Source organism: Trichococcus sp. (assembly GCF_049589555.1).
Lineage (GTDB): Bacteria > Bacillota > Bacilli > Lactobacillales > Aerococcaceae > Trichococcus.
In genome coordinates this window covers 1-25,045 of record NZ_JBAWAZ010000215.1, presented here as the reverse complement: position 1 = coordinate 25,045, position 25,045 = coordinate 1, and the positions used below count along the sequence as shown (strand labels likewise).

The 25,045-nt window shown below is 44.6% G+C and carries 21 protein-coding genes; 15 read left to right on the top strand and 6 right to left on the bottom strand.

Annotated elements, in window-relative coordinates; translation table 11 throughout:
* Both WBV27_RS08165 and WBV27_RS08160 read right to left on the bottom strand, forming a co-directional pair.
* Nucleotides 1–698 (bottom strand): histidine kinase dimerization/phospho-acceptor domain-containing protein (locus tag WBV27_RS08165; RefSeq protein ID WP_424201047.1); only part of this gene is annotated, 698 nt, incomplete at its 3' end.
* The gene (locus WBV27_RS08160) at nucleotides 682–1,380 is read right to left on the bottom strand and encodes a response regulator transcription factor (RefSeq protein ID WP_424201045.1); all 699 of its coding nucleotides are present in this window, start codon (nucleotides 1,378–1,380) and stop codon (nucleotides 682–684) included. The genes WBV27_RS08165 and WBV27_RS08160, both read right to left, overlap by 17 nt.
* Before the next feature lie 157 nt (nucleotides 1,381–1,537).
* Between WBV27_RS08160 and WBV27_RS08155 the strand changes: the two genes are divergently transcribed.
* Nucleotides 1,538–2,362 (top strand): SDR family oxidoreductase, encoded by an 825-nt coding sequence (locus tag WBV27_RS08155; RefSeq protein ID WP_424201043.1) that lies wholly within the window; start codon nucleotides 1,538–1,540, stop codon nucleotides 2,360–2,362.
* A gap of 23 nt (nucleotides 2,363–2,385) precedes the next feature.
* Entirely contained in the window at nucleotides 2,386–3,417 is a 1,032-nt protein-coding gene (locus tag WBV27_RS08150) for an NAD-dependent epimerase/dehydratase family protein (protein ID WP_424201041.1), read from the top strand.
* 143 nt (nucleotides 3,418–3,560) lie between these two features.
* Here the strand turns inward: WBV27_RS08150 and WBV27_RS08145 are convergent, their stop codons facing one another.
* Entirely contained in the window at nucleotides 3,561–4,766 is a 1,206-nt protein-coding gene (locus tag WBV27_RS08145) for a helix-turn-helix domain-containing protein (protein ID WP_424201039.1), read from the bottom strand.
* Nucleotides 4,767–4,944: 178 nt separating this feature from the next.
* Here WBV27_RS08145 and WBV27_RS08140 point away from each other — a divergent pair, with 178 nt between their 5' ends.
* The 11 genes from WBV27_RS08140 to WBV27_RS08090 all read left to right on the top strand — a co-directional run bounded on the left by WBV27_RS08140 (nucleotide 4,945) and on the right by WBV27_RS08090 (nucleotide 20,292).
* Entirely contained in the window at nucleotides 4,945–7,260 is a 2,316-nt protein-coding gene (locus tag WBV27_RS08140; RefSeq protein WP_424201037.1) for a glycoside hydrolase family 2 TIM barrel-domain containing protein, read from the top strand.
* Nucleotides 7,261–7,307: 47 nt separating this feature from the next.
* Nucleotides 7,308–9,851 (top strand): family 78 glycoside hydrolase catalytic domain, encoded by a 2,544-nt coding sequence (locus WBV27_RS08135; RefSeq protein WP_424201035.1) that lies wholly within the window; start codon nucleotides 7,308–7,310, stop codon nucleotides 9,849–9,851.
* Nucleotides 9,852–9,868: 17 nt separating this feature from the next.
* The gene (locus tag WBV27_RS08130; RefSeq protein WP_424201033.1) at nucleotides 9,869–10,936 is read left to right on the top strand and encodes a family 43 glycosylhydrolase; all 1,068 of its coding nucleotides are present in this window, start codon (nucleotides 9,869–9,871) and stop codon (nucleotides 10,934–10,936) included.
* A 28-nt stretch (nucleotides 10,937–10,964) separates the two neighbouring features.
* A complete protein-coding gene (locus WBV27_RS08125) occupies nucleotides 10,965–12,347 on the top strand; it encodes an MFS transporter (RefSeq protein WP_424201031.1) in 1,383 nt (460 codons plus the stop codon).
* Nucleotides 12,337–12,534: a hypothetical protein gene (locus tag WBV27_RS08120; RefSeq protein WP_424201029.1), complete on the top strand. Its 198-nt coding sequence runs from the start codon at nucleotides 12,337–12,339 to the stop codon at nucleotides 12,532–12,534. The genes WBV27_RS08125 and WBV27_RS08120 overlap by 11 nt, the downstream gene beginning before the upstream one ends.
* 20 nt (nucleotides 12,535–12,554) lie before the next feature.
* Nucleotides 12,555–14,573, top strand: a complete 2,019-nt coding sequence (locus WBV27_RS08115) for a hypothetical protein (RefSeq protein ID WP_424201027.1) — start codon at nucleotides 12,555–12,557, stop codon at nucleotides 14,571–14,573.
* 321 nt (nucleotides 14,574–14,894) lie between these two features.
* Entirely contained in the window at nucleotides 14,895–15,566 is a 672-nt protein-coding gene (locus tag WBV27_RS08110; RefSeq protein WP_424201025.1) for a response regulator transcription factor, read from the top strand.
* A 247-nt stretch (nucleotides 15,567–15,813) separates the two neighbouring features.
* Nucleotides 15,814–15,984 (top strand): hypothetical protein, encoded by a 171-nt coding sequence (locus tag WBV27_RS08105; protein WP_424201023.1) that lies wholly within the window; start codon nucleotides 15,814–15,816, stop codon nucleotides 15,982–15,984.
* Between the two features lie 142 nt (nucleotides 15,985–16,126).
* Complete coding sequence (locus WBV27_RS08100; RefSeq protein WP_424201021.1) at nucleotides 16,127–17,014, top strand: AraC family transcriptional regulator; 888 nt, start codon at nucleotides 16,127–16,129, stop codon at nucleotides 17,012–17,014.
* A 371-nt stretch (nucleotides 17,015–17,385) separates the two neighbouring features.
* Nucleotides 17,386–19,035, top strand: a complete 1,650-nt coding sequence (locus tag WBV27_RS08095) for a family 43 glycosylhydrolase (RefSeq protein ID WP_424201019.1) — start codon at nucleotides 17,386–17,388, stop codon at nucleotides 19,033–19,035.
* Nucleotides 19,036–19,056: 21 nt separating this feature from the next.
* Nucleotides 19,057–20,292 (top strand): MFS transporter, encoded by a 1,236-nt coding sequence (locus WBV27_RS08090; protein WP_424201017.1) that lies wholly within the window; start codon nucleotides 19,057–19,059, stop codon nucleotides 20,290–20,292.
* A gap of 234 nt (nucleotides 20,293–20,526) precedes the next feature.
* Here WBV27_RS08090 and WBV27_RS08085 read toward each other — a convergent pair whose 3' ends face one another.
* From WBV27_RS08085 to WBV27_RS08075, 3 genes are all read right to left on the bottom strand, one after another.
* The gene (locus tag WBV27_RS08085) at nucleotides 20,527–21,381 is read right to left on the bottom strand and encodes an aldo/keto reductase (RefSeq protein WP_424201015.1); all 855 of its coding nucleotides are present in this window, start codon (nucleotides 21,379–21,381) and stop codon (nucleotides 20,527–20,529) included.
* A 93-nt stretch (nucleotides 21,382–21,474) separates the two neighbouring features.
* Nucleotides 21,475–22,329, bottom strand: coding sequence for an aldo/keto reductase (locus tag WBV27_RS08080; protein WP_424201013.1), 855 nt, complete (start codon nucleotides 22,327–22,329; stop codon nucleotides 21,475–21,477).
* A 162-nt stretch (nucleotides 22,330–22,491) separates the two neighbouring features.
* Nucleotides 22,492–22,878 (bottom strand): nuclear transport factor 2 family protein, encoded by a 387-nt coding sequence (locus tag WBV27_RS08075; protein WP_424201011.1) that lies wholly within the window; start codon nucleotides 22,876–22,878, stop codon nucleotides 22,492–22,494.
* A 256-nt stretch (nucleotides 22,879–23,134) separates the two neighbouring features.
* Between WBV27_RS08075 and WBV27_RS08070 the strand changes: the two genes are divergently transcribed.
* Nucleotides 23,135–23,446: a helix-turn-helix domain-containing protein gene (locus WBV27_RS08070; RefSeq protein ID WP_424201009.1), complete on the top strand. Its 312-nt coding sequence runs from the start codon at nucleotides 23,135–23,137 to the stop codon at nucleotides 23,444–23,446.
* Nucleotides 23,447–23,924: 478 nt separating this feature from the next.
* Nucleotides 23,925–25,045: BglG family transcription antiterminator (locus WBV27_RS08065; protein ID WP_424201007.1), on the top strand; the 1,121-nt coding region annotated here is incomplete at its 3' end.

Sequence of the window (25,045 nt, the reverse complement as noted above, 5' to 3'; positions counted from 1 at the left end):
TAAGACAGTTCAGGAAGATCCAATTCCACTTGGAGGTTCTTTTCGTTCCACTGCGGGGAGAGGAGGATGGCGACTTGTTTGAGTTGTTCATCCAAAGAGTAACGCCTTCTATCCACGATGATCTGTTGCGATTCCAAGGAGGAGAGCAGCAGGGAATCGGTGGACAAGGCGGCCAGCCGCTTCGATTCAGCTAGGATGATTTCCAGATATTGCTGTTCATCTTCCGGGCTGAGGTTGCCCCTGAGGATGAGGTCGGCGAATCCGCTGATGGAGGCGATCGGCGTTTTGAATTCATGCGAAAATTTGTTGACGAACTCATTCCGGAGCGTTTCAACACCGGCGAGTTCATCCGTCATTTTGTTGAAATCCTGGAAGATTGTTTGGAAAGGACCGTCTGTCGCTTCCAATTTGTAGCGGTAATTTCCGGAAGAGACTGCTTTGATGGCGTTCATCAATTTGCTGGTGTTCTCGTTCATTCTCTTTGAAAAGAAATAAAAAATGGTGCCTGTCACAACCGCCATCGGAAAGACCATGCCAATCCCGATGATGGGGTCGATCGGTGCTTCAGGTGAAGTGATCACGTTATAGAACACCACGACCAATAAGGAAGCCATGACTGAGGTTACAACGATGATCAATGCCTGCATGATCAGCCAGTGCGCGAGCGGGCTAGCTTCTTTTTTATGCCTCTTTTTCATCTTTGCCCGCCTCCTCCAAAATCACAGCCTTGTAACCCAAGCCTTTCACGGTAATCAGCTGGAACACCTCAAATGGTTTGCATTTATTCCGCAGACGATTCATGTGCGTTTTGATCGTATCCTCGCTACTTTCGGAATCGAAACCCCAGATCTCATCCAACAGCTGGTTGCGGGTGAAAATCTGCCCGGGATACGAAAGCAGTTTGAACAGCAGCTCGAATTCCTTCTTCGGCAAAGCAAGGCTTGTGAACTTGTCGGAAAGGGTATAGGTCGCCGAATCCACCGTCACATCACCGATGACGATCTTTTGTTCTGCTGAAATATGCGCGCGCCGCAACAAGGCTTCAATCCTCAGAAGCAACTCCTCGTAGATGACCGGCTTTGTCAAATAATCATCCGCGCCGGTCTTGAAGCCTTCCCGTTTATCCATGATCGTCTGTTTCGCCGTCAGCAACAAGACCGGGAACTGGAAGCCATCCCGGCGAAGTTCCTTCAACAGTTCGATTCCATCCATCTTCGGCATCATGATATCCGCGATGAGCAGGTCGATGTGCTGCGATTCGATGATCGCAAGGGCTTCTTCCCCGTTATCTGCCGTCAAAACCGTGTAGTAGGGCTTCAGTTGAGCTTGTATCAACAGCTGAAGGTTTTTTTCATCCTCCGCCACTAAAATTGTTGCCATGGACCATCCTCCCAATCAAAATTTTTCATTATCTTATATCCATTATTCTAAACGCATCAGGTAAATTCATTGTAACAAATCCCCAAGAAATTAGAATTGTTTACTTTGCTGTTACGTAAGGATTATAAACTGAAGCCATCGAAAGGGAGGTGCTTCCGTGGAAAAAGTATATGTCATCACTGGCGGCGGCAGCGGAATGGGTCTGGCCACCGCCAAGGTAATCGGGGATTACGGAAAAGTGGTTCTGGTCGGAAGGAACGAAAAGAAACTGTTGCAAGCCAAAAAAGAATTGGATTTCTATGATATGGATGTCGCTACGTTTGCCTGTGACATTTCGGATAAGCAATCGGTCGAGGCTTTGGCGGATTTTTCGCAAGGGCTCGGAAAAGTGCAGGGTGTCCTGCATGCTGCCGGGATGTCCCCGCATATGGGCGAGGCCGAGACAATCATGGCCGCCAATGCGCTGGGAACCCTGCACATCCATAATGCCTTCATCGACGTCATCGAAGAGGGCGGCTGCCTGATTGATGTCTCCTCGATGTCGGCCTATCTGACCCCAAAAATCGTCATGCCGAAGCGATTCTACAAAATGGCTTTGTTGGATGAAGAGCTGTTCAAGAAAAAAATGCTGCGCTGGCTGCAGCTGTTCCCGAAAAAGGTCAGGAGCGGCGTGGCCTACGGCATATCCAAGCATTTCGTCATCTGGTTGGCCCAGCAGGATGCCTCCCGTTTCGGAGAAAAAGGCATTCGGGTCTTATCCGTCACCCCAGGGAATTTCGAAACACCGATGGGGGAACTGGAAGCCGAAGAGGCCCAGACCTATCTCAAATACAATGCCATCAAACGTCTGGGGAAAGTGGACGAAATCGCCCAACTTTTCGCAGCCTGTCTCGATGAACGGATGGGTTACCTGACCGGCACGGATATCGTGTGCGACGGCGGCTGCATCGCCTCAGGAGTAGGACCATTCACAAGAAAATAACAAACTAAAAAGGTGGAGCAAAGATGAAAAAGAAACTGTTTTTATTGACCGGTGCCGCAGGGTTGTTGGGAAGCAACATTTCAAGACAATTGATCGAACAAGGGGAAGACGTCCGTGCGTTGGTGTTGAACGGCGATCCGGCCCTCCCCCATGTGCCGGCCGATGTGGAGGTCGTGCTCGGGGATATTACGGTGGAAGCGGACCTCGATCGCTTTTTCGATACAGGTGACCGCGAACTGTATGTCATCCATTGCGCCAGCATCGTGACCGTCAGCGGGGATTACAATCCGAAGGTGCATGAAGTCAATGTCGGCGGAACCGAGAATATGTTGAAGAAAGCCTTCGAAAAGAAAGTCAAAAAATTCGTCTATGTCAGTTCGACCAGTGCCATACCAGAATTGCCGAAGGGACAGGAAATCGAAGAAGTCCGCTCTTTTTCGCCGAAAGGCATCGTCGGTTTCTACGGTCAAACCAAAGCAGAGGCAAGCCAATTGGTGTTGGATGCGGTGGAACAAGGGGTGGATGCTTCTATCGTCTTCCCTTCCGGAATCTGCGGTCCGAATGACTTCGCCTACGGTCCCGTCAGCTCGTTCGTGATCGACTATGTCGCGGGGGAAATGAAAGCCGGTGTAGAAGGCTCCTTCAATGCCGTCGATGTCCGCGATTTGGCGGCAGGCTGTATCGCTTGTGCCCGCAAAGGCCGCAGAGGCGAATCCTACATCATGAGCAACGAACTCGTCACGATGCGGGAGATGTTCGATCTGTTGTCGGAATTGAGCGGCGCCAAGAACGTCAAGACGATCCTGCCGGCGTCTATTGCCAAAATTTTGGGAAAAACTTCCGACATGATCGGCCGTTTGACCAACAGCCACCCGAGAATGACGTCCTTCGCGGTCTACAACATGCTGCGGAACAACCATTTTTCTTCCAAAAAAGCAGAAATGGAGCTGGGCTACAAAGTCCGCCCGTTCCGGGATACTATGCGGGATGAGATCCTCTGGCTGCAAGCGGAAGGGAAGATCATGAAGGCTGGCTTGGATACGGCCAAAATATAAATGCCGAAAAAAGCGGACATTTGATGTACAAAAAACCTTGCTGAGTACCAGAATATAGTTGGTTCGCCAATCTATATCCGATGCTTAGAAGGTTTTTTTAGTTTTATCATCATTACAGCTCTTTTGAAAATTTGAAAAAATGATTAGTGGCGAGAGGTGTGTGTTTCCATTTTCCAGAATGACTTCCGGTATTTTTCGGGAGTTAATCCGACATAGGCTTTGAATGATTTTTGGAAGTGGCTTTGGCTTGAGAAACATAAGTAGTTACTGATTTCGGTGATGCTTTTATCAGAATAAGCAAGCAAGTCTTTCGCATCGTCCAGTTTCGTCTCTCTTATGAAGGTGCTTAAGTTGAATCCGAGTTCTTTTTTCACTTTTCTGGATAGGGAAGTTCGTGTATAACCTACTCGTTCTGCGATTTCAGATACAGTAAGAGGTGCATTCGTGTTGTTGCGAACATATTGGACAATTTCATGAAGTGTTTTATCCGCACCGGTTGGGATAGCAGAACTTGCTACACGATTAGTGTAATCAAATTGAACTTGCCATAGAAGGGATTTAATCGCTTCTACATCCGTCAATCTTTCTGCTTGCTGCAGATAAACATTCGATAATTGATAGGCTAGACTGGGGGAGAGTCCCCCTCTCATTGCAGCCCGGGATATAAGCGTCACATTCACTATAAATAGATTCTTCCATTGACGAAGAGCCGTAGGAGCTATTTTCCCAATTGTTGCATACCTGGCCTGCTCGGCGAAGGCCTTCAATTTTTCTGTTTGACCTGTTTCCACAAAATGCACAATAGCCTCTTCGATATTGAAACTGTTATAGAGCGCGTTTTCCTCTTTTTCCTCCGAAAGTAAAGTGACATAATCTTCCATCACTGTACTTTGGGTCTGTTCATCCGTGCTGAGAAAAACATCTTTTTTGGACAATTCTGTTCCATTTAAAATAAAATGAACAAAAAGTAAAGTATTTACGAATGAGTCCCAATTTTGAGGAGCAATATTTTTGAAAAAATCAATGAAACCATCGGAACTGACGTTTTTCACTGCAAACTCTTTTTGAATTGCCAGCAGCGAATCTTCACTATAAGAAAAGTCATTAACAGGCCCAATGATAAGCATTTTATTTCCCTCCAATTTCACACCGCCATAGTAGGAATGGAAAGAAGTCATTGTATATGTGATTTGCTGGATGGGGTCATTCAGCAAAGTGAAGTAAACAGGTAAAGGGTAAGTTTCTGGCTCTTGTGCCGGGACAGCTGCGACCAATTTATCATGCTCATACAAATAGATCGGAATATAGTACGAAGAATAAAAGTAACGTAAAAATGAAGTAAGGTTCATGATAGCTCCACCTTTTCCAGATTGTTGACACAATTATATAATTTTGGGTACTCAGATGCAATACGAAAAAGAAAGCGTTATCTATAATGTGTGGTAGTTAGTTGGAAAAGGAATGGTGGATATGAAGAAAATAGATTTTATGGCGGATTGGCTTTTTTTAAAAAAAGGGAGTTCGACTATGAAAGTCGTTCAGCTGCCTCATGATGCCATGATAGAGGAAAAACGCAACCCTGAGAATGCATCCGGAAGTGCCGGATCCTTTTTCCCCGGTGGGATATATATCTATAAAAAGAATTTCTTTGTAGCGGAGGATTGGAACGATAAAAAAATTCTTATCGAATTTGAAGGCGTCTACAAGGATGCTTGCATCTACATAAATGGTAAAGAAACTGGGAAAAATGCTTATGGCTACACTCAATTTTTGATCGATACAGAAGGATTTTTGCAATACGGTAAAACGAATGAAATAAAAGTAGTCGTGGACAATAGTCAGCATCCAAACAGCCGATGGTATACAGGAAGCGGCATCCATCGTCCGGTCTGGATGCATATCGGAAATAAGGAACATATACGACACCCAGGGCTAAGAATAACAACTTTATCCCATCAGCCGGCAAGAATTCAGATAGAAACGCAACATACCGGGGAAGAGGTACAAGTGGAAATCCGCCATGAAGGTACAACCGTGGCTTCAGGAAAAGGAGACAATCTCTCTTTAGATATTCCTAGTGCAAAGTTATGGAGTGACGAAAGCCCTCATCTTTACCAGTGCGTGGTGCAGTTGAAAAAGGATGGAAAGATTGTTGATCAGGTAGTGGAAGATTTTGGAATCCGTACTATTGAATGGAATGCGAACGGTCTCTTCGTCAATGGGAATGAAACCTTGCTCAGAGGCGGTTGTGTCCACAGTGATAATGGTATTTTGGGTGCCGTTTCGCTCGCTGTCAGTGAAGACCGCAGAATTCGGATCATGAAAGAAGCCGGATTCAATGCCATCCGGTCTTCCCACAATCCAGCTTCAAAAGCCATGCTGGAAGCTTGTGATAAGTATGGGATGTACGTTATGGATGAGTCTTGGGATATGTGGTATTTCCATAAGAGCAAATATGACTATGCTTCCCAATTCATGGATCACTATAAGCATGACCTACGCGCCATGGTGGAAAGGGATTACAACCATCCTTCGGTCATCATGTATTCGATCGGAAATGAAATTTCCGAGCCGAAAGACGAAAAAGGGGTCCAACTTGCGCGGGAAATGGTGGCCATCATAAAGGAACTGGATGCTACGCGCCCTGTGACTTGCGGCGTGAATCTGATGGTCATCAATATGGCAAGTAAAGGAAAAGGCATCTATAAAGAAGAAGGCGGAAGAGAGAAGGAGACTACCGGTGGAGGTGATAAGAAGGTAAGCAGCACGTTGTTCAATCTCATGACATCCTTCGTAGGTACGGGAATGAACAAGGCAGCCAACTCCAAAAAAGCCGATGCCGTCACTACGCCACTGTTTGATAGTTTGGATATCGCCGGCTACAACTATGCTTCCGGCCGTTACCGTAAAGAAGGGAAGATCCATCCCGAAAGAATTCTGGTGGGATCAGAAACTTTTCCACAGGATATCGCCAAAAATTGGAAAATGGTAAAGGAATTACCCTACCTGATCGGAGATTTCATGTGGACAGCTTGGGACTATTTGGGTGAAGCTGGAATCGGAGCTTGGAGTTATACCGAAGATGGCCGACGGTTTGACAAACCCTACCCATGGCTGCTGGCGGACGTTGGCGCAATTGATATTTTAGGCAACATCGGTGCGGAGGCGGAATATGCGGCAATCGTCTGGGGAGTCCGGAAAGAGCCTTATATAGCTGTCCAGCCGGTCAATCAGCCTGGGAATCGTCCCGCAAAATCCGTATGGCGAGGAACGAACGGAATCAACAGTTGGTCCTGGAGGAATTGCGAAGGGAATAAAGCCATAGTAGAGGTTTACGCAGATGCACATTCCGCAAAAATAATTGTAGGCGAGAAAGAGAGTCCGAAGAAGAAACTGAAGGACTACAAAGCTACTTTTAAAACGAACTATAGACCCGGCAAGCTGACACTCATCACCTATGATGAAAAAGGCAATGAAATTAACCGAACAGCACTCGCTTCAGCAACTGGTAAAACCGGTTTACGATTGACTTCCGATTTCGATTCGGTCTTTGAAAATGAAATAGTTTACGTGGATGTGGCTTTGGTCGGGGAAAATGGAATGGTCGAAAGCAACGATGATCAACCACTGACAATAACCGTTGACGGCGGTGAATTACTAGCATTCGGAAGCGCAAACCCCCGTACAGAAGAAGAATATCATCAGGGGAAGTTTACAAGTTATTACGGCCGTGCACAAGCAGTCGTTAGGAGCAAGCATCCTGGAGATATGAAAGTCACTGTCAAAGGGGAAAACGTGATTGCTTCAGCGATTAAGATACAGGTAAAAGAGAGGGTACAGTAATGAAAGCGATTGAACTTCGGACAGAATATCTAAAAGAGCCACTTGGATTGGATAATATACAACCACGTTTCTATTGGAAATGTGAAAATGGGATCACACAAACGGCATATCGCATCAGCGCAAAAAAAGCGGATGAAATCATTTGGGACACCGGGAAAGTACAGTCCAGCCGGATGACGCATACCCCTTATGAAGGCCCTCCTTTGAAAAGTCGTGACCATATAGCTTGGTCCGTCACACTTTGGGATGAGCAGGACAGAAAAGGGGAAGCAGTTGCCTCCTGGTTCGAAATGGGGCTTCTTGATGAAAGCGACTGGGAAGCACATTGGATCAGCGGGAACTATACCCCCCGTAAAAATGAAAGATACCCGGTAGATTGCTTCAATAGGACTTTCCAATTGCACAAAGACATCAAAAAAGCCCGGTTATACATGACCGCCTGCGGGTTGTATGAGGCTACCATCAATGGACAGCGTGTCGGCAATTTTGAATTGGCGCCTGGCTGCACCGATTACCGTCACCGCATCCAGTATCAAAGCTACGATGTCACTGACCTTTTGGAAAGGGATAACGCCCTGGAAATCCAATTGGCGGATGGCTGGTATCGGGGATCAATCGGGTGTTTTGGTCCAACGAATGTATTCGGAAGACAAACAAAACTGCTTTGCCAATTGGAAGTGGAATTTGAGGACGGAACGCACGAAAAAATAATCAGTGACGAAAGTTTTTCTTGGTCGAATGACGGCGCCATCCGGTTTGCTGATCTGAAGGACGGGGAAATGGTGGATGCTTCCTTCACACCCTCCTATCAAAGCACGGCAGCACTGGTTAAAGAAGAATTGTTCCCTACAGCTTCCAACAATGTCGACATAAAACAACAGGAACACTTCACGCCGAAATTGATCGTGACACCTTCAGGCAAAAAGGTGCTCGATTTCGGTCAAAACATCGCCGGATTCCTTTCCTTCCGGATAAAAGGGGATAAAGGCCAGCGGATTAAACTGCGATTGGGTGAGATTTTGGATGAGGATGGGGAATTCACCCAAAAGAATTTCCAGAAACTGAAGCCCGCCAAAGAATTCGGGACAGTGAAAAAGTTGCTGCTGATAACCGGAAATGAGAGCAAGATTCCGGGGGAAATGGCCGCTACCCCCAAACAGGAAATTGAATACGTTTGCAGCGGCGGTGAAGATGAGTACCGGACCCGCTTTGCTATCTTCGGCTTCCGTTATGCCGAAGTGGAAACGGATATCCACATAGAACCCGCGCAATTCACAGCAATCGCCGTGTATTCCGATATGGAAGCGACAGGAGAATTTTCCTGCTCAAACGAGAAGGTCAACCGATTTTTGGAGAATACGCGCTGGAGCATGAAAGGCAACTTTGCCGATATTCCAACGGATTGCCCTACGAGAGAGCGTTTGGGATGGACCGGTGATGGGCAAGTATTCTTCCATACCGCAGCATTTCTGATGAATATTGCTCCTTTCTATCGGAAATGGATGCACGACTTCGCGGATGGCCAATTCAAAAATGGTAAAAATGCTGCAGTGATTCCTTATGTCGGAATGGATATGGTGTACAACAATACCGGGGGATCGGTTGGTTGGGCGGATGCGATCGTGTTGATCCCTTATCGCTTCTGGAAATGGTATGGAGACAAAGACATCATCGAAACCTTCTATCCGCAGATGGCGCGCTATGCGCAGTTCATGATCAAGAACACGGGAATGAAAAATAAAAAACTGGCCAAGAACAATCCCTATGACCAGTATACGTACGAGAAAGGATTCCATTTAGGGGAATGGCTTGAGCCAGAGGAATTCCGGAGCTCTCCTAGGGAACGGACTCTGCACACGGAAATATGCACCGCCTACCTGCACGAAACGATGAAATGCATGGCTGAGATAGCTGGAGCAATCGGGAAAGAGCAGGATGCGGCTGTATACGGAGAATACGCAAAAGGAGCAAAAGAAGCCTATGAATGGCTGTTCCTCAAGGACAAGTCATTCGATACCAATCGCCAAGCCGTATTGGTCCGGCCTTTAGCATTCGGCTTAGCGGAAGATGAAAAACGACAAGAAATCGCGACAGCTTTAGTAAGTGCAGTAAAGAATCGGGACTACCGCGTCGGAACAGGCTTCCTCTCCACTCCGTTTCTCCTGACGGCCTTGTCGAAGAACGGGCATACGGATATTGCCTATAAAATGCTGGAAAATGAAAAGTCCCCCAGCTGGCTCGCAGAGGTAAATGCTGGAGCAACGACGGTTTGGGAAGATTGGGAAGGGAAAGAGAGCCACAATCACTATTCTCCTGGTGCGGTATGCGAATGGCTGTTCAACACGGTTGGCGGCATTACGGTCGCTGGCGAAAATCATTTCAGGATCGAACCACAGCCCGGAGGAACGCTTACCTATGCCAACACACAATACAACAGTTTGTATGGAATGGTGGAGACGCGTTGGGAAAAAACAGCAGTTGGTTACCACCTAGAGGTGAAGATACCGTCGAATACATCAGCAGAAATCCAGTTGCCGAACCGGAAGCCAGAGAAAGTGGAAACCGGAACTTATCACTATACATTTCAATAAAAGAAAGGTGATCAACAATGACATATAAATCAATTAGACCCGGGCAAGTTTGGTTGGATACAGAGGGAAAAAGAATCCAAGCACACGGAGGATCCATCCTCGAAGTAGATGGATCCTATTACTGGTACGGAGAAAATAAAGAAAAAACGGAAGTAGGCGGGGGAATCTGGCACTGGGGTGTCCGTTGTTACGCATCCACTGACTTTTATAATTGGGAAGACAAAGGGCTGATCATCCCACCGGAACCGGATAATCCAGAATCGTCCCTACATCCGGAAGCCTGCATGGATCGTCCGCATATCATTTATAACCGTTGGACTAAGAAATACGTTTGCTGGTTGAAAATCATGCATAAAGACGATACGCAGACGGCGACAATCCTGACAGCCGATCACATATTAGGACCGTATACGAAGGTAAAAGAAGGCTACCGTCCGCTGAACATGAACGCGGGAGATTTTGATCTAGTGGTCGCACCGGATGGAAAAGCTTATTACTATTTTGAAAGAGTCCACAGTGAGACGATCTGCGCGGACCTCACCGATGATTACACGGGTGTAACCGGATATTACAGTACGCATTTCCCGAACATTGCGCCACCCTTCGTCAGGGAAGCGACGGCTCATTTTTATCGGAAAGGCCGCCATTATTTAGTGACATCGGGAACGACCGGGTACTTCCCGAATCCCTCCGAAGTTGCCGTCGCAAAAACATGGCATGGGCCTTATGAAGTGCAAGGCAATCCGCACACAGATGATCATGAAAGAACTTCTTTCCAATCCCAGATCACTTCCGTGTTTAAGGTGCCGGGGAAAAAGGATCTGTACATAGCGCTAGCTGACAGATGGTTAGTGGGCGAACTGCCGATCCGCTATGATGACTTAGAAAAAGTGTTTGCTTGGCTTTATGCGCCTGATCTTTACGAAATGCCGACCGATGTCGATCCGGAAGTGCGGAACGCATTAAAGAACTTAGGTAACCCGGATACTGCGATTGCAGACTATGTCTGGCTGCCGTTCCGTTTCGATGGTGAAAAGGCTTATCTTGATTGGAAAGATGAGTGGACAACAGAAGAATTTGAATAAAAAAATTGATTAGAGGGAGTACTATATAATGAAAAAAGAACGTATACAGAGTCCGGATAACATCGGCGCTTTAAAGTTTTGGGCATGGCAAGGACGGGGAGTATCCGTTGCGGCTTCCGTAATTCTGATGGCTCATCTGATGTTTTACACCACGGAAATTTTGCATTTGAATGCTGCGATAGTAGGTACCTTATTGATGGCAACCCGGCTTTTGGACGGGGTGACGGATATATTTGCCGGCTACATCGTTGACCGCACGAACACGAAAATGGGTAAGGCGCGACCTTATGAATTGGCGATCCTGATAGTGTGGCTATCCATGTGGCTCATGTATTCGACACCGACCGGATTAAGCGATGTACTGAAATATGTATGGGTATTCGGTTTTTATTCCCTTGTGAATGCTGTCGGAATCACGATGCTCAGTGCCAATAATAATGCCTACATGATCCGCGCTTTCGGAAGCAACGAACAACGGGTCAAAATTGCTTCTTTCGGTGGCGGCGTCATCATGTTGGGTGCTCTTGTCATCAATATTTCTTTCCCGATCTTTTTACAGCGAATGGGAGATACAGCAGCTGGATGGAGCACGATGTTTGCGATCTTCTCCATTCCCATGGCTATTATCGGAATCATGCGTTTCGTCTTTGTGAAGGAAACGAATCTCGTTGAAGTTTCAACCGATCCCCCAAAAGTAAAAGATATTTTTCGGGTATTAAAGGCGAACCCGTATGCACTGATTGTCGCCGCAATGTACTTCCTGTATTCAGCTGCAACTGGATTGGGAATCGCCACCTACTATTTTAAATATATCGTCGGTGATCTTAGCCTGATGGGTATCGCAACTGCCGTCAGTGTATTGGTTGTTCCGCTGCTGTTCATTTTCCCTAAGCTGATGAAAAAAATCTCTATGGGCAAAATGATTGTTTATGGAAGTATCGCAGCGATTCTCGGTAATATTACGATGTTTTTTGCGGGAGCTAATTTCCCTGTCATCCTGGCTGCGAATCTGTTGGGGGCAGTCGGAATTCTTCCTGTAACGTATCTGACTGACCTGCTTATGATCGATTGCGCCTCCTACAACGAATGGAAAGGGGAGCCCCGCATGGATGGTACCATTGGAGCTGTAAAAGGATTGGCCGGAAAAATTGGTGGGGCTGCAGGAGCAGCAGTTGTCGGCCTGCTGTTGAGCTGGAGCGGGTACAATGGAGCGTTGGCTGTGCAACCTGCTTCGGCTATGCTGATGATCCGCATCATTATGGCAGCTGTTCCGGGAATCATGAATGTGTTGATCCTGTTGCTTATGTCCTTCTATAAACTGGATCGTTTGATGCCTCAAATCAACCAGGAATTGGAAGAAAGAAGAGAAGTCTCAGCGGTAGAAGCGGAAGTGATTTTGGATGCCAATTGATTCAGAAATCCGGAAAGGAAGAAGAACATGCGAATTGTTGATTGTTAGGGATTTAATGGAATATGTCTGCACAATCAACGAGGCAAACATGGGACTGCAGATTGCCGCTGTAGACAGAGACATGATGATAAAAATGGGGGTTACACCACAAATCGTAATGAATTTGGAAGATAATCAAACACAATAGCAAGAAAGCAGGGACCAATCATGACTAGCTTAGAAAAATATAATCCAAAAAATGACCGCGATTATAGCGATCCCTATATAGACAAGGAAGAGTGGCGAGAGGAGCCCATCCGCCACAAATATGTCCATGGTGGATTCCATGGGACGACCGTCAAATTTGCGCTCTATTTTCCGGAAAAGGAAGCGTACAAGAACCGTTTCTTCCAACGGTTGGCTCCGGTCCAAGGGGATGAGGATGCCGCCCAATATTTTGAGAATGGTGCGGAAATAGCTTTTGCCATCTCAGTTGGGTCGTATTTTGTCGAATCAAATATGGGCGGTTTCTCTCCCGATCCGAGTTTAATCTGGAAGGCCAGCGCACAGGTGGCGGAATATTCGAAAGTGGTGTCTGAGCGATTATACGGGAAGCATCGTACCTATGGATATGTATATGGCGGCAGCGGTGGATCCTTTAAGACACTCGGGTGTATCACGCATACAGAAAATGTCTGGGATGGTGCCGTGCCGATCGTTTCCGGATCTAATGCCGCGATGCCGAATAATTTCACGGTGCGGGTCCATGTGAAGAGAATATTGGAAAACAAGCTGCCGTCCATCGTCGATGCCATAGAGCCGGGAAGTACGCATGCGATGGAAGATGGACTGACCGGAGAGGAAAAGGAAGCTTTAAATGAACTGATCCATATGGGATTCCCGCCAAAAACGATTTTTGCCCTGGATTTGATCGGATCCGGAGCGTTGCCTGTATTGGCCCCAGCCATCGGGATGATGGATCCTTCCTATTATTCTGATTTCTGGAACGTCCCAGGATATTTGGGTTATGACAAAGCCGGTTCCGCTTATAAGGCGAGGGCCCAATTCCCGACAAAAATAAAGGCTGTTCACTTCCCTTCTGTCGATCAACAGATATCTGCCGAATCCTTCTCTGGAATCGATGACGCCTGGAAATCCTTGTTGAAGGATTTGGGGAACAACAATCATCTTCAATTGGAGGCTTATCCAGAAGCTCCCGCCTATATAGGCGAGGGGGCTGTCCTAAAAATCCAATCCGGAGCCGCTGAAGGAGAAATGGTTCCGATCGGTTCCTTCAAAGATGCCATCCTTTCGGTAGGGGCCAGTCTGGATCAGCCGGCCTTGTTGGAAACCTTGGCGAAACTGTCCATTGGCGATGACGTTGTTCTGGATAATTCTGATTACTTGGCTAGTCAGACGTATCACCGGCATAATTTGCCGCCGTTCGATGATGGGCATACACCTTGGAATGAACTTTTCCGGGATGCGCAGGGCAATCCAAAGTATCCGCAACGCAACCTGCCCTTCTCGGTAACGGCAGGACTGATGAGAGGCAGCGGAGGTGTCACTGACCCAGGTGACTTTCAGTGCAAGACAATCATCGTCGGCTGCCTGATGGATGAGAGTGCCTTCCCGTGGCAACAGGACTGGAACCGCCAAAAAATCGAAAGCAAGCACAGCGACGACACCAACCGACTCTGGTATGTAGAAAATGCGATGCATGGCGATGCCGAGAATGAATATGACAAACTGCACGTCGTTTCCTATATGGAGGTGGTCAACCAAGCCTTATTGGATCTGAGTGATTGGGTGGAGAGCGGAACCGTGCCTGCGGAAAGTTTCAGCTACACGATCGAGAAAGGCCAGGTCGTGTTTCCGGAGCGGGCCAATAAACGCAAGGGTCTCCAACCGAGTATTCACCTTACGGCAGATGGCAGCAAGCGCGCGGAAATCAGCGTGAACCAACCAGTCAAATTGGTCGCTGAAATCGAGTTGCCTGAAGGAACGGGAGAGCTTCTTTATGCCGCCTTCGACCTTGACCAATCGGGTGCATTCAGTACTCCGGCAGAATTGGTGTTCCTGAACGATACCAAGACACTTGCAAAGGTGGGAATCACTCATGCCTACCCGGAAAGCGGCACGTATTTCCCGGTACTGTTGGTGCAATCCGGAAGAGAGGGAGAACGGACGCATCCGTTTGTCCGCATCAAGAACTTGGCCCGCGTGCGTGTGGTTGTGTCGGACTAAAAAAACACCTTAAAAATGTAAGCAGTGGCAGTCTCGTTTGGAGACAGCCACTGTTTTTTTGCTTGCATGCTACAGATGGACGGACTGCCTGAGTTGCAGATTGCGCGAGAACTTTTCGGGGATCCCCAGCTCTCATAGGAGTTCCAGCTTGATTTTCGATTGCGCCTATTTCAAACGAATCGAACCGACTCGTATCGCACCTGGAACACGAAATCCGCCGCGCTCTATAGAAATCGGAATAAATCCAGCATCCGCGTGAATTGTTTACTTTGTTGTTACATGGACAGTGTATTCTTAATCCATGAAGAAGGAGATGAACAGATGACGAAAGTGTTAGTGGTGGAAGATGACCTGAAATTGAACCAGATCGTATGCATGTACCTATCCGATTACGGATATACGATAAAAGGTTGCCTGAACCCCAATGAAGCTTATGATCTGATGCATGGCGAGATGTACGATCTTATCATCTCTGATATCATGATGCCGTTTGTCGACGGATTCGAATTTGCGAAAATGATCCGTTCCTTGAATAAAACAATTCCGATCCTGCTCATGACCGCAAGGGACGACATCGTCTCGAAACAAAAAGGTTTCCGGGCCGGTATCGATGATTATATGGTCAAACCAGTCGACCTGAACGAACTCGTGTTGCGGGTGGAGGCTTTGTTGCGGCGGGCGAACATCATGAGCGAACGAAAAGTGGTGGCGGGGACTCTCGTGTTGGATGCCGATGCTATGACGGCCAGTCTGGATGAGACGGAGATCCCGGTGACGACTCGTGAATTCAATATTCTGTTCAAATTGTTGTCCTATCCCCAAAAAACCTTTTCGCGTGCCAATCTGATGGATGAATTCTGGGGTTTGGAGAGCCAAATCAGTCTGCGGGCTGTTGATGTCTACATCACCAAACTGAGGGATAAGTTTTCCGCCTGTGAGTCTTTCCAGATCACGACTGTCCACGGCATCGGCTACAAGGCTGTGCTGGAATAAGCGCGCAAGAAAAGAAGCTGATGGCGTATGCTCAGGTGTGTGAGAACAAACAAATGAAGCCTTGAAGGGAGGTGACCACATGGATCCGAAAGTATTATTTGTTTTAGTGGCTGCGGCAGCAGTCGGAGTGGGTGCTGTCATCAAAAAACGCAAAAGTTAAGAGATTATCATGGAGAAACCTTTACGCCAGGCCGATTGTAAGCTAGGCGAGGGGTTTCTTTTTCTTCAGATAGAAAGGGGAGTCGGAATGAGAAAAAACAAAAAGGAACCGAGCGTCGATCCGCGGGTCAAATGCAAGCTTAGCTATTGGTATGGCTTTCTCGTCATCTTTTGGGTATTGCTTGCGTTGGCTGTCGCACAGGCGCTTATTTACAACAGATACGTCGGGATCAATCACATGCCGTTGAAAAGGCCTTGAGCCAAGCCGCCAAAACCATCGTGGAAGCCTCGAAGAAACTGGACTCGCTAATCACAAACGTTCTCCAATATTATAGAACCGAAACTATATATAATTCAGGTAAGGTGGTAAAATACTTAAAAATACAAGTAGGGGCATAATTATGAATGAAAAACCAGAATGGCTAAAAAAAATAACAAATTTGCCGGAAATCAACCTAAACATGAAATTCTTCGGTGGACATCAACAGAAAGTCCCTTTTGGTTGGATTGCTAAGCGAGAGACTCACTTCGCCTTTGAAATCATGATTATTCTTGAAGGGGTGCAACATACTGATTTTGACAGTCGATCTTACGATTTTTTTGAGGGAGATATAATTTTGATTCCGCCAGGCACGTCTCATGAAAACTCATGTACTTCAAAAGAAGGAATGAGGTATTTTTGTGTCCATTTCGACATTGATGATCCAGAAATTCAGCAAAATTTATTAATGTATTGTCCAATTCAATTACGAAAAGACAACATTGTGTTCGCTAAAATAAAAGAAATTTTGGAATCATATGTTGGGCTCTTGGAGCAGGAAAAATTTAGTTTACGGGAAAAGCTGTTAGTAGAAAGGTTATTGATAGAATTGGTTATCTGCTTACTGGATTATACTACCTACGAACAACAAAAAATGGAAGCTTCCGATAATTCTTCTTTGGTTTTAGCAAAGTCTATCGCTGATACGATTCAAAAGAATTTCCGGAAATTTACGGAGTACCCACTCGAAGAAAATCGTTCACTGCTGGCTATGAACTTAGCCTCCGAAGCAATGAACATTAGTGAAAGTACCATGTTGAAAGTCTTTAAGAGGGTCTATTCAGTCAGCCCGAAACATTATTTGGATCAATTGCGCTACAATGAGTCGAAATTTCTATTGCATCAACCCAATCTTTCTATTAGTGAAATTGCTGAAATCATCGGCTACCAGAATCTCTCCCATTTTTCCAGGCAATTTAAAAAATGGAGTAATATGTCACCAAAAGAATATCGCGAATTGAATAAATAGAAGGTTCAAAAGGATTGTTCAACTATAAAGGTCAGCTAGCAAATTTGTGCAGCTGATCTTTTTTTGTACGAAAAATGGTAAAAAACACACGTATTTTGATATATAACTGGCGTATTATTTCTTTTATTATGAATCCAAGGGAAAAGTAAACGATTCCATTTTGGGCATAAGGTGTTTCGATTCATCATCTTAGCAAACTGATTGTTGAAAGCGGAATCACAAAAAGGAGGAGAAAGAAGCTCGCTTCCAACCGAATAGGAAAGTTGCAGCCCGGTACCAACGTATTTATCAAATTTGGAAACAGATGTATCCGGATACAAAACAATTTGTTAGGCACTCCATGACAATCAAAACAGAGAGGAAGAAGCAAAATGACCACTATTCAAAATCCGATTATTCCGGGGATGGCCCCCGACCCAGCAATTATTCGCGTGGAGGACACTTACTATATAGCAACCTCCACCTTTCACTGGAATCCAGCTATTCAAATTTTTCAATCCAAAGATTTAGCCAACTGGGAATTAATTGACTACGCGCTAAAAAATGGCGAAGTAAATCTAAGAGGAACCAATACGCCCGCCGGCATCTGGGCACCGCATTTATCCTACGACCTAGCCACCAAAAAATACTGGTTAGCTTATTCTCATATGGTCAATATGGCTGGACGTGAATTTAATTCCGATTCTTATGCAATTTGGGCAGATGATATTAAAGGACCTTGGTCAGAACCAATTTTTTTAACAGCCATTGGATTTGATCCGGCGATTTTTCATGATGAAGATGGCAAACATTATTTGGCTATTTTGGAATGGGAAACCCGCCAAGGTTATCAAGCACCTGGACATATCGTAATCGCTGAAGTTGATTTGGGAAATGGCGGAATTATCGGTGAATGGCATCGCATCAATCATGGTTTTACAACTCGTGGTTGTGCTGAAGCACCGCAAATTTATAAACGGAACGACTATTACTACTTGCTGATTGCAGCCGGCGGGACAGGCTACGGTCATGGCGTAGAGATTGGCCGGTCGAAAAATATTTTGGGGCCTTACGAACCACATCCGTCTGGCGAACCGATTGTTACCTCTTCTCCTAGACATTTATTTTCACTAGGTGATCCTGACGCAGGCCATTTTGAAATGTATAATCCCAATTCCGTTATGCAAAAAGCAGGACATGGCTCCTTAGTTGAGACAACTACCGGTGAATGGTACATGCCCCATTTGATGTCTCGTCCGTTGGAAGGAACTTTACTGAATCCATTAGGACGAGAGACTTCCATTCAAAAAATGCATTGGACCGAAGACGGCTGGTTGGAAATGGCGGATGGGTCAAACTTAGCGAAGATGACCGTTGAAGGAATAGATGGCTTATCCATTGATGGAACCAACACGCACGAAATAAAAGACGAGTTTGTCTCAGCTTACAGTCTTCACTTTATGACTCCTTACCGCAATCAAGAGGAAAAATGGGTGAATACAACCGAGCGACCTGGTTATTTACGTATTCATGGCGAAAATTCTTTCTTCTCCCAAATCAATCCGGCCATTATGGCTACCCGGGCGACTTCGTTTGCTTATGAAGTTCAAACCAAAGTGGCTTTTCAGCCGGATCATTATTCAGAAACTGCAGGAGTGGGTCTGTACTATGATTCGAATAATTGGTTGTATCTACACTTAACTTATTCAGAAGAACAAGAAGCGACGATACTAACCGTTTTGCAAGCAAAACGAGGCGAACGCATCGAGTACAGCAATCACCGTTTAATAGTGAAGGAAGAAGCACTTGAACTAAAAATCAGCTACAACCAAGGTACCGCAGATTTAATGTACCGACAAGATGAAGAGTGGGAGCTGTTTGTTGAAGGAATTGATGTTTCTTATCTATCCGATGAAGGTGTAAATGGCGAACCGGGAGAAATTGGCGGATTTACAGCATTGTTCAATTTCATTGGTTCTGTAGATGCCCATCAACGGGATTCGTATGCTGATTTTGATTACTACTACGTCACAAATATTTAGATTTTGAGAGGGGATAAAAAAATGAGTAAAACAGTTTCTTTAAAACGTTTAGTTCCGGGGTTAATTATTGGACCCGCATCCTGGTTAGGACCGTATATCGCGGCAGTTAGTCTTTTTTTACCAACATTGATTCAATATATTGATGAGGAAAATAAAATTCAGTTAGTGGCTTTGTTTTCAATTTGCGCCATGGTGGTAGCGGCTATTTCCAACATGGTGGCCGGTTATTTATCCGATCGTACCCGCTCACGCTTTGGCAAACGAACACCTTGGTTAGTCGGTGGTGCCGCTGCTTTCATGTTATCCATGATCCTTGCTTCAATGGCTAACAATATTCCATTTCTGTTAGCTAGTTGGATGCTGGGACAAGTGGCACTAAACTTCATCGTTGCTCCAATGGTTGCTTGGTTGGAACTTGCTCCAGAGAATGGCAAGGCAACAGCTTCAAGTGCTTACGGCGGATTAGGCATGGCATTAGGGAATAATGGATTTACTATTATTGCGGCAATGTTTTTAGGGCAAGTTCGTTTAGGCTTCATTATTTTTGGGATCCTGACGTTTGTCGGCACACTGCTTGCTGCAATAATTGTCCATGAGCCTTCCAATTTAGATGAAAAAATAGAGGTGGCTGACAAGAAAGAAAAGACGTCGTTGAAAGAAGCGATGGCAATTTTTCCTAGTTGGTCAGTTGGTCGGGATTATTATTTGGCTTTGATTGGTAAATTATTCCAAGGGGTAGGGAATTTCTCTGTTACAGGTTACCTGTTGTTCATCATGACGGACTTCTTAGGTAAGGGAACTGCTGACACGCAACACGCTATTCAGTTGATCAACACCATCATGTTGCTGTTTGGGCTTGCGATGGGATTCATCGCGGGACCATTGTCAGATAAGTATAAACTGTTGAAATTTCCAGTAGGTTTGTCCACCATTTCTTTAGGAATCGGTGCATTAAGTATGTTTTTCCTGCAAAATGATGTTGGAATACTTATCTACGGTTTTTCCGCCGGATTAGGTATGGGTATTTGGAATTCATTAGATAATTTGTTAAATCTGGAAGTGATTCCAGACAAAAATCGGGTGGCCTTTTTCTTAGGTGTCTACAATTTAGGAAATACATTGACGCAAGCAATCGCTCCTGTTCTTGCAGCTTTTGTGATTTCTCAATTCAGCTTTTCTTCGATTTTTATTGTTTCTTTCATCTGTTCTATGATTGGCGGCTTAGCTATTCTGTCTATAAAATCTGTTGCAAGATAGTTTGACAGGTGCAGGGTTGTGATCAGCCATTCGAAAAATTCGAGAGTCCTAAAGTCTATCTGCCGGAACTGGTCGCCAACGGATCAAATAGAACAGAAAATCAAATATAAAAGGACTGCCCTAAACTATATGGTTTGAGGCAGTCCTTTTTGCATATCAATTGGAATCTAAGAACCGGGCTTTTCACACAATCAAAGAAACGATTGTGGATCCATCTGATGACTTTATTTCAAATTAATATGATTTTCCGATATAATCAGCTAAGTTTTCAATTGTTTGCGCATCGTGGTGGTCAGCATAAACAGTTGTATCTGTGTTGATTGCAGCAATTTTTGCCATATCATCTGCGCTTAGTTCGAAATCAAAGATATCGAAGTTTTGGCGCACACGTTCTGGATTTGCTGATTTGGAAAGTGAAACGACACCACGTTGTAATTGCCAGCGAAGCATGACTTGTGCAGTTGATTTCGCGTATTTGTCAGCGATCTCTTTCAAAACTGGGTTGGTGAAGACGTCAAATTTGCCTTCAGCAAAAGCACCCCAGCTCTCGATTTGAATACCTTTAGATGCCATGTAGTCTTGGTCAGCTTGCTTTTGGTGGAAAACATGCAACTCAACTTGGTTCACAGCTGGCGTTACCTTGTTGAAAATTGACAAGTTAGCTAATTGGTCGTTCTTGAAATTAGACACACCGATAGATTTGATTTTGCCTTCCTCATAAAGTTCTTCCAGCGCACGCCATGCGCCAAAAGTATCCCCAACAGGTTGATGAAGAAGGTAGAGGTCAACATAATCCAAATCAAGTTTTGCAAGGGATTCAGCAAAAGCTTTTTTAGTGCCTTCATAACTCATATCAGAAATCCAAAGTTTTGTTGTGATGAAGAGTTCCTCGCGGGGCACACCTGACACCTTGATGGCTTTGCCTACTGCTTCTTCGTTACCGTAGGCTTGCGCTGTATCAATGAGGCGGTAACCTGTCTTGATAGCTTCTTCGACGACTTCCTGACAAACTGATGGGTCTGGAATTTGGAAAACGCCAAAGCCAACCATCGGCATCTTGATTCCATTATTAAGTGTTGTATATTCCATGTGTGAATACCTCTTTCTTTGTTTTATAGTGATTACTATAAAGTATGGAGTTCAATCCATAGCAAGAGGAAAGTTTCATTTTTCAGAAACTTTTTAAGCTTGTTTATCGTAGTTCATGTGTGCCAGCAAAAACAGACGGTGCATCCATTTTGGCATATTGAAGAAACGTTTACCTTTGTCAATTTGGGAGATTTGCTCCAAGTCAGCCGCTGTCAGTTCAAAATCAAAAATATCCAGATTACTGTCAATGTGAGCCGGATTTTTCGAACCTGGAATGACAATATTTCCTGTCTGGACATGCCAATGCAGGATGATTTGCACAACGGATTTATTGTATTTACTTGCCAATTCGGTAAAGATTGGTTCGGCAAGCAGGTCTTTGTCAGCTGAACCAAGGGGATACCAAGCTTCAAGCGCAATATTGTCCTTAGCGAGTTTTGCTTTTAAATCTTTTTGTTGGAAATAAGGATGGCATTCCACCTGCACTAAAGCAGGTTTGATGGTTCCCTCAGCCAGCACCTTATCCAATTCAGGTCCTGTAAAATTAGAAAGACCAATTGATTTAATATTTCCCGTTTTTACTGCCTCTTCCATAGCTCTCCAAGCGCCTAGATAATCACCTACTGGTTGATGTAACAGCATGAGATCAAGGTAATCAACACCTAAACGGTTCAGGGTATCCTCAATTGCTTGCTTGGCTTTTGCATATTTATATTCTGTCGGCCAGATTTTGGAGGTCAGGAAAATCTCGCTTCGATTGATGCCTGATTTTTTGATGGCACGACCAACAGCTTTTTCATTCAGGTAAATATTTGCCGTATCAATCAATTGATACCCGTTTTTCAAGGCATATTCTACGGAATGTTCTGCATCTGTTGGACGGATCCGATACGTCCCTATCCCAAGGGTTGGAATAATCTCATTGTTATTTAAAGTTGTATATCGCATTGTTTCCTCCTTATTTAGTAAAATCGCTGCTATTTTTCAAAAAATAGTTGGAGCATATTGTAAATGTAATCTTGAAAGTAAAAATTGGTCTTTTGCGCATCTCCTCCACATAGTTTAACACTTTCGCAGTAACGAACAGCATCGTAAGCCTGTCCGAGTTCCTCACATTTTGTATGTATCAAAATCAGTGGCTACTCGTGTATAGGTTTCGGCAGCTAATTTCCAGCCATCCTCAGTCTTTGTGAAGACTTCCGAGAGGACAAAAGGATTCTGTACTTCATTTCCCCCGATTACTGCTGTTAAGATCAGTTTTTTGAAAATAATGGCGGTACTGCCGTAGTCCTCAACGTATTCCTCTGCAAGATCAACCGCTTTGAAAATAAAGATTTTTTCGTTAAAGACTTCCAATTCCCCGGCTTTATCAAAAGTGATGCCCATATGAACAAAGCGTGCGTTGGCAGCAATCAATCCTGCAACTTCGGTCATATCATTTGCTTGCTTTGCATTCCAAATCTGTGTTGAAATGCGTTGAATATCGTGTGTTGTCATAATCATTCTCCCCTATCATTAATAAGTTTAATCAGAAATCAAGAGTAGCATTCATTCTTGATCGTGATGATAAACCTATTCTAAACCGTGGAGTTAAGACCATAGCAAGTATTTACTTATTAATATATTTCTTGTCTTTAGGGGGGTTACACTTTCAATCTCTGTAACGTCTTTGTAAGTAGAGACCAGGATAGCGATTCACCGTCATGGTGTCAGCGGTACGGTCGAAACAAACAAAAGGAAAGCAGGGAGAATGATGGACAAGACAACACAGGTAATTGATGTACTTTCGATGGGGTATGGAACTGTTCCTACAAGCGTTATGAGTGACCGGAAGCTGACGGTCGAGGCGAAGGCGATCTATGCGTACTTTGCCGCATGCATCGGGGCCGGGGATACAAGCTTCCCCACTGTGGGCGAAATCAGCAAGGATCTCAACATGTGCGAGGACCGATTCAGGAAGCATCAGAAAAACTTGGTTGAAAGAGGATATCTGACGATCCGAAAAGATGCGGCGGCAAACGGGAGGTACAGTACGGATGTGTATGTGATTCAGCATTTGGATTAACTACAATATAAATGAATACATCACAAAAAACTCTACAAGGAGTCTACTTGTAGAGTTTTTTTGTGTAAGAAAAAAAGTTATTCAAATGAGAGTGAGCAGCAATCCCTGATGCTACAAGAAGGTTTTTTATGAAAAAATAAAAACCTCACTAAAATAGTTGCAACAAGCAAATATCAATATAAGCCAGTCGAGACCTTAATAAACAGTAAATTGAGTTATCTGAAATTAGGGTATTGTACAGTTCAAAAGGTGATATAATCAAGGCCGTATCAACGGTTGTATGTACCGAATTGATAAACGTTCAGTAGACGTAATCAACATATCGCAGAGGTTTCTTTTGCAACATGTCAAAAAGTATAGCGCTATCATTGTTGCAGGAACTTGTCATATTCAGTTGCTGCAATGGAATATATACTCATAAGTGTAGTTTGATAACGCTAACAAAACTAAAATTCGAGTCAAGGAAGTGCTTATCAGAATGCTTACGAAACGGCAAAAAAAATTATTGGATCTTCTGATCCACCAAGATGATTTTCAGACGGTGGATTTCTTTTCAAAGAAATTAGGTGTTTCAAAAAGGACGATACATTCCGAAATTAAAATAATCGAGGATTATGTAAAAAGTTCAGGCGAATACATCGAAAAGAGGAGGGGAGTCGGAATCGCCTTAAGAAAGGCGAGTGAAGAAATTGGCCCAACGGGAATGGATGAGGGTACGGATGTGTACTCGACCGTTTCCAGAAGAATCGAGATCATGAAGTACTTGCTTTTTGAAGAGAAGGTCAGCTTCAGTAGCCTTTCTAATCACTTCATGGTCAGTAAAACATCAATCAAAAATGACTTGATGTTTGTGATGAAGGTTCTGAGTGAAGGAAACAATAGCAAGCTTCAGGGAGATATTCATGGAACAAGGCTAATCGGAGCGGAAGAGGATATCCAAAAGGCATTTCTTCAATTTAATCGCTATGTCTTGAGCAACTCGGACTACTATATCGAAGATGAAATCGCAAAAAAGATGAAGTTGCTGGAAGCGTATTACGGGGAACAGCTGATCAGTGTTTGCTCCAATATTTTATACAACTACGTAAAAAAACATGCAAATGCTATTTCAGATTATTACGTTCAAAATGTATTGAATATTTTTGTCATCTTGATATATCGGATAAAGATGGGCCAGCACCTCAGTGTGGCTGCAACATCCCATCACTCGAAAGAGGAGGCATTTTTTCAGGAGAGTGCAAATGAGCTATTGCATAAAGCAGCGCTCAGGCTCGAATTATACTACACGCCTGAAGATGTTGAATATCTTTCCCATCATTTGATTTTGAATCGGTTCGAATCACTGCCAGAGCAGAGAATCGATATTTCGATAGTCGACAGTCTACTGTCCCGCGTTTCGGAATCATTGAACATCAATTTTTCCAGGGATGAAAAGTTGGGGAATCAATTAAGGAGCCATATACCTCCGATGATTTATCGGTTGCGGGCGAAGAATAAGATCGAAAACCCATTTACTTCCCGTATCAAAACGGAATTTTCGCTCACTTTCAATGTGATTTGGGTAGTGCTGAGTGAATATGAAAAAGAACTCGGAATTAC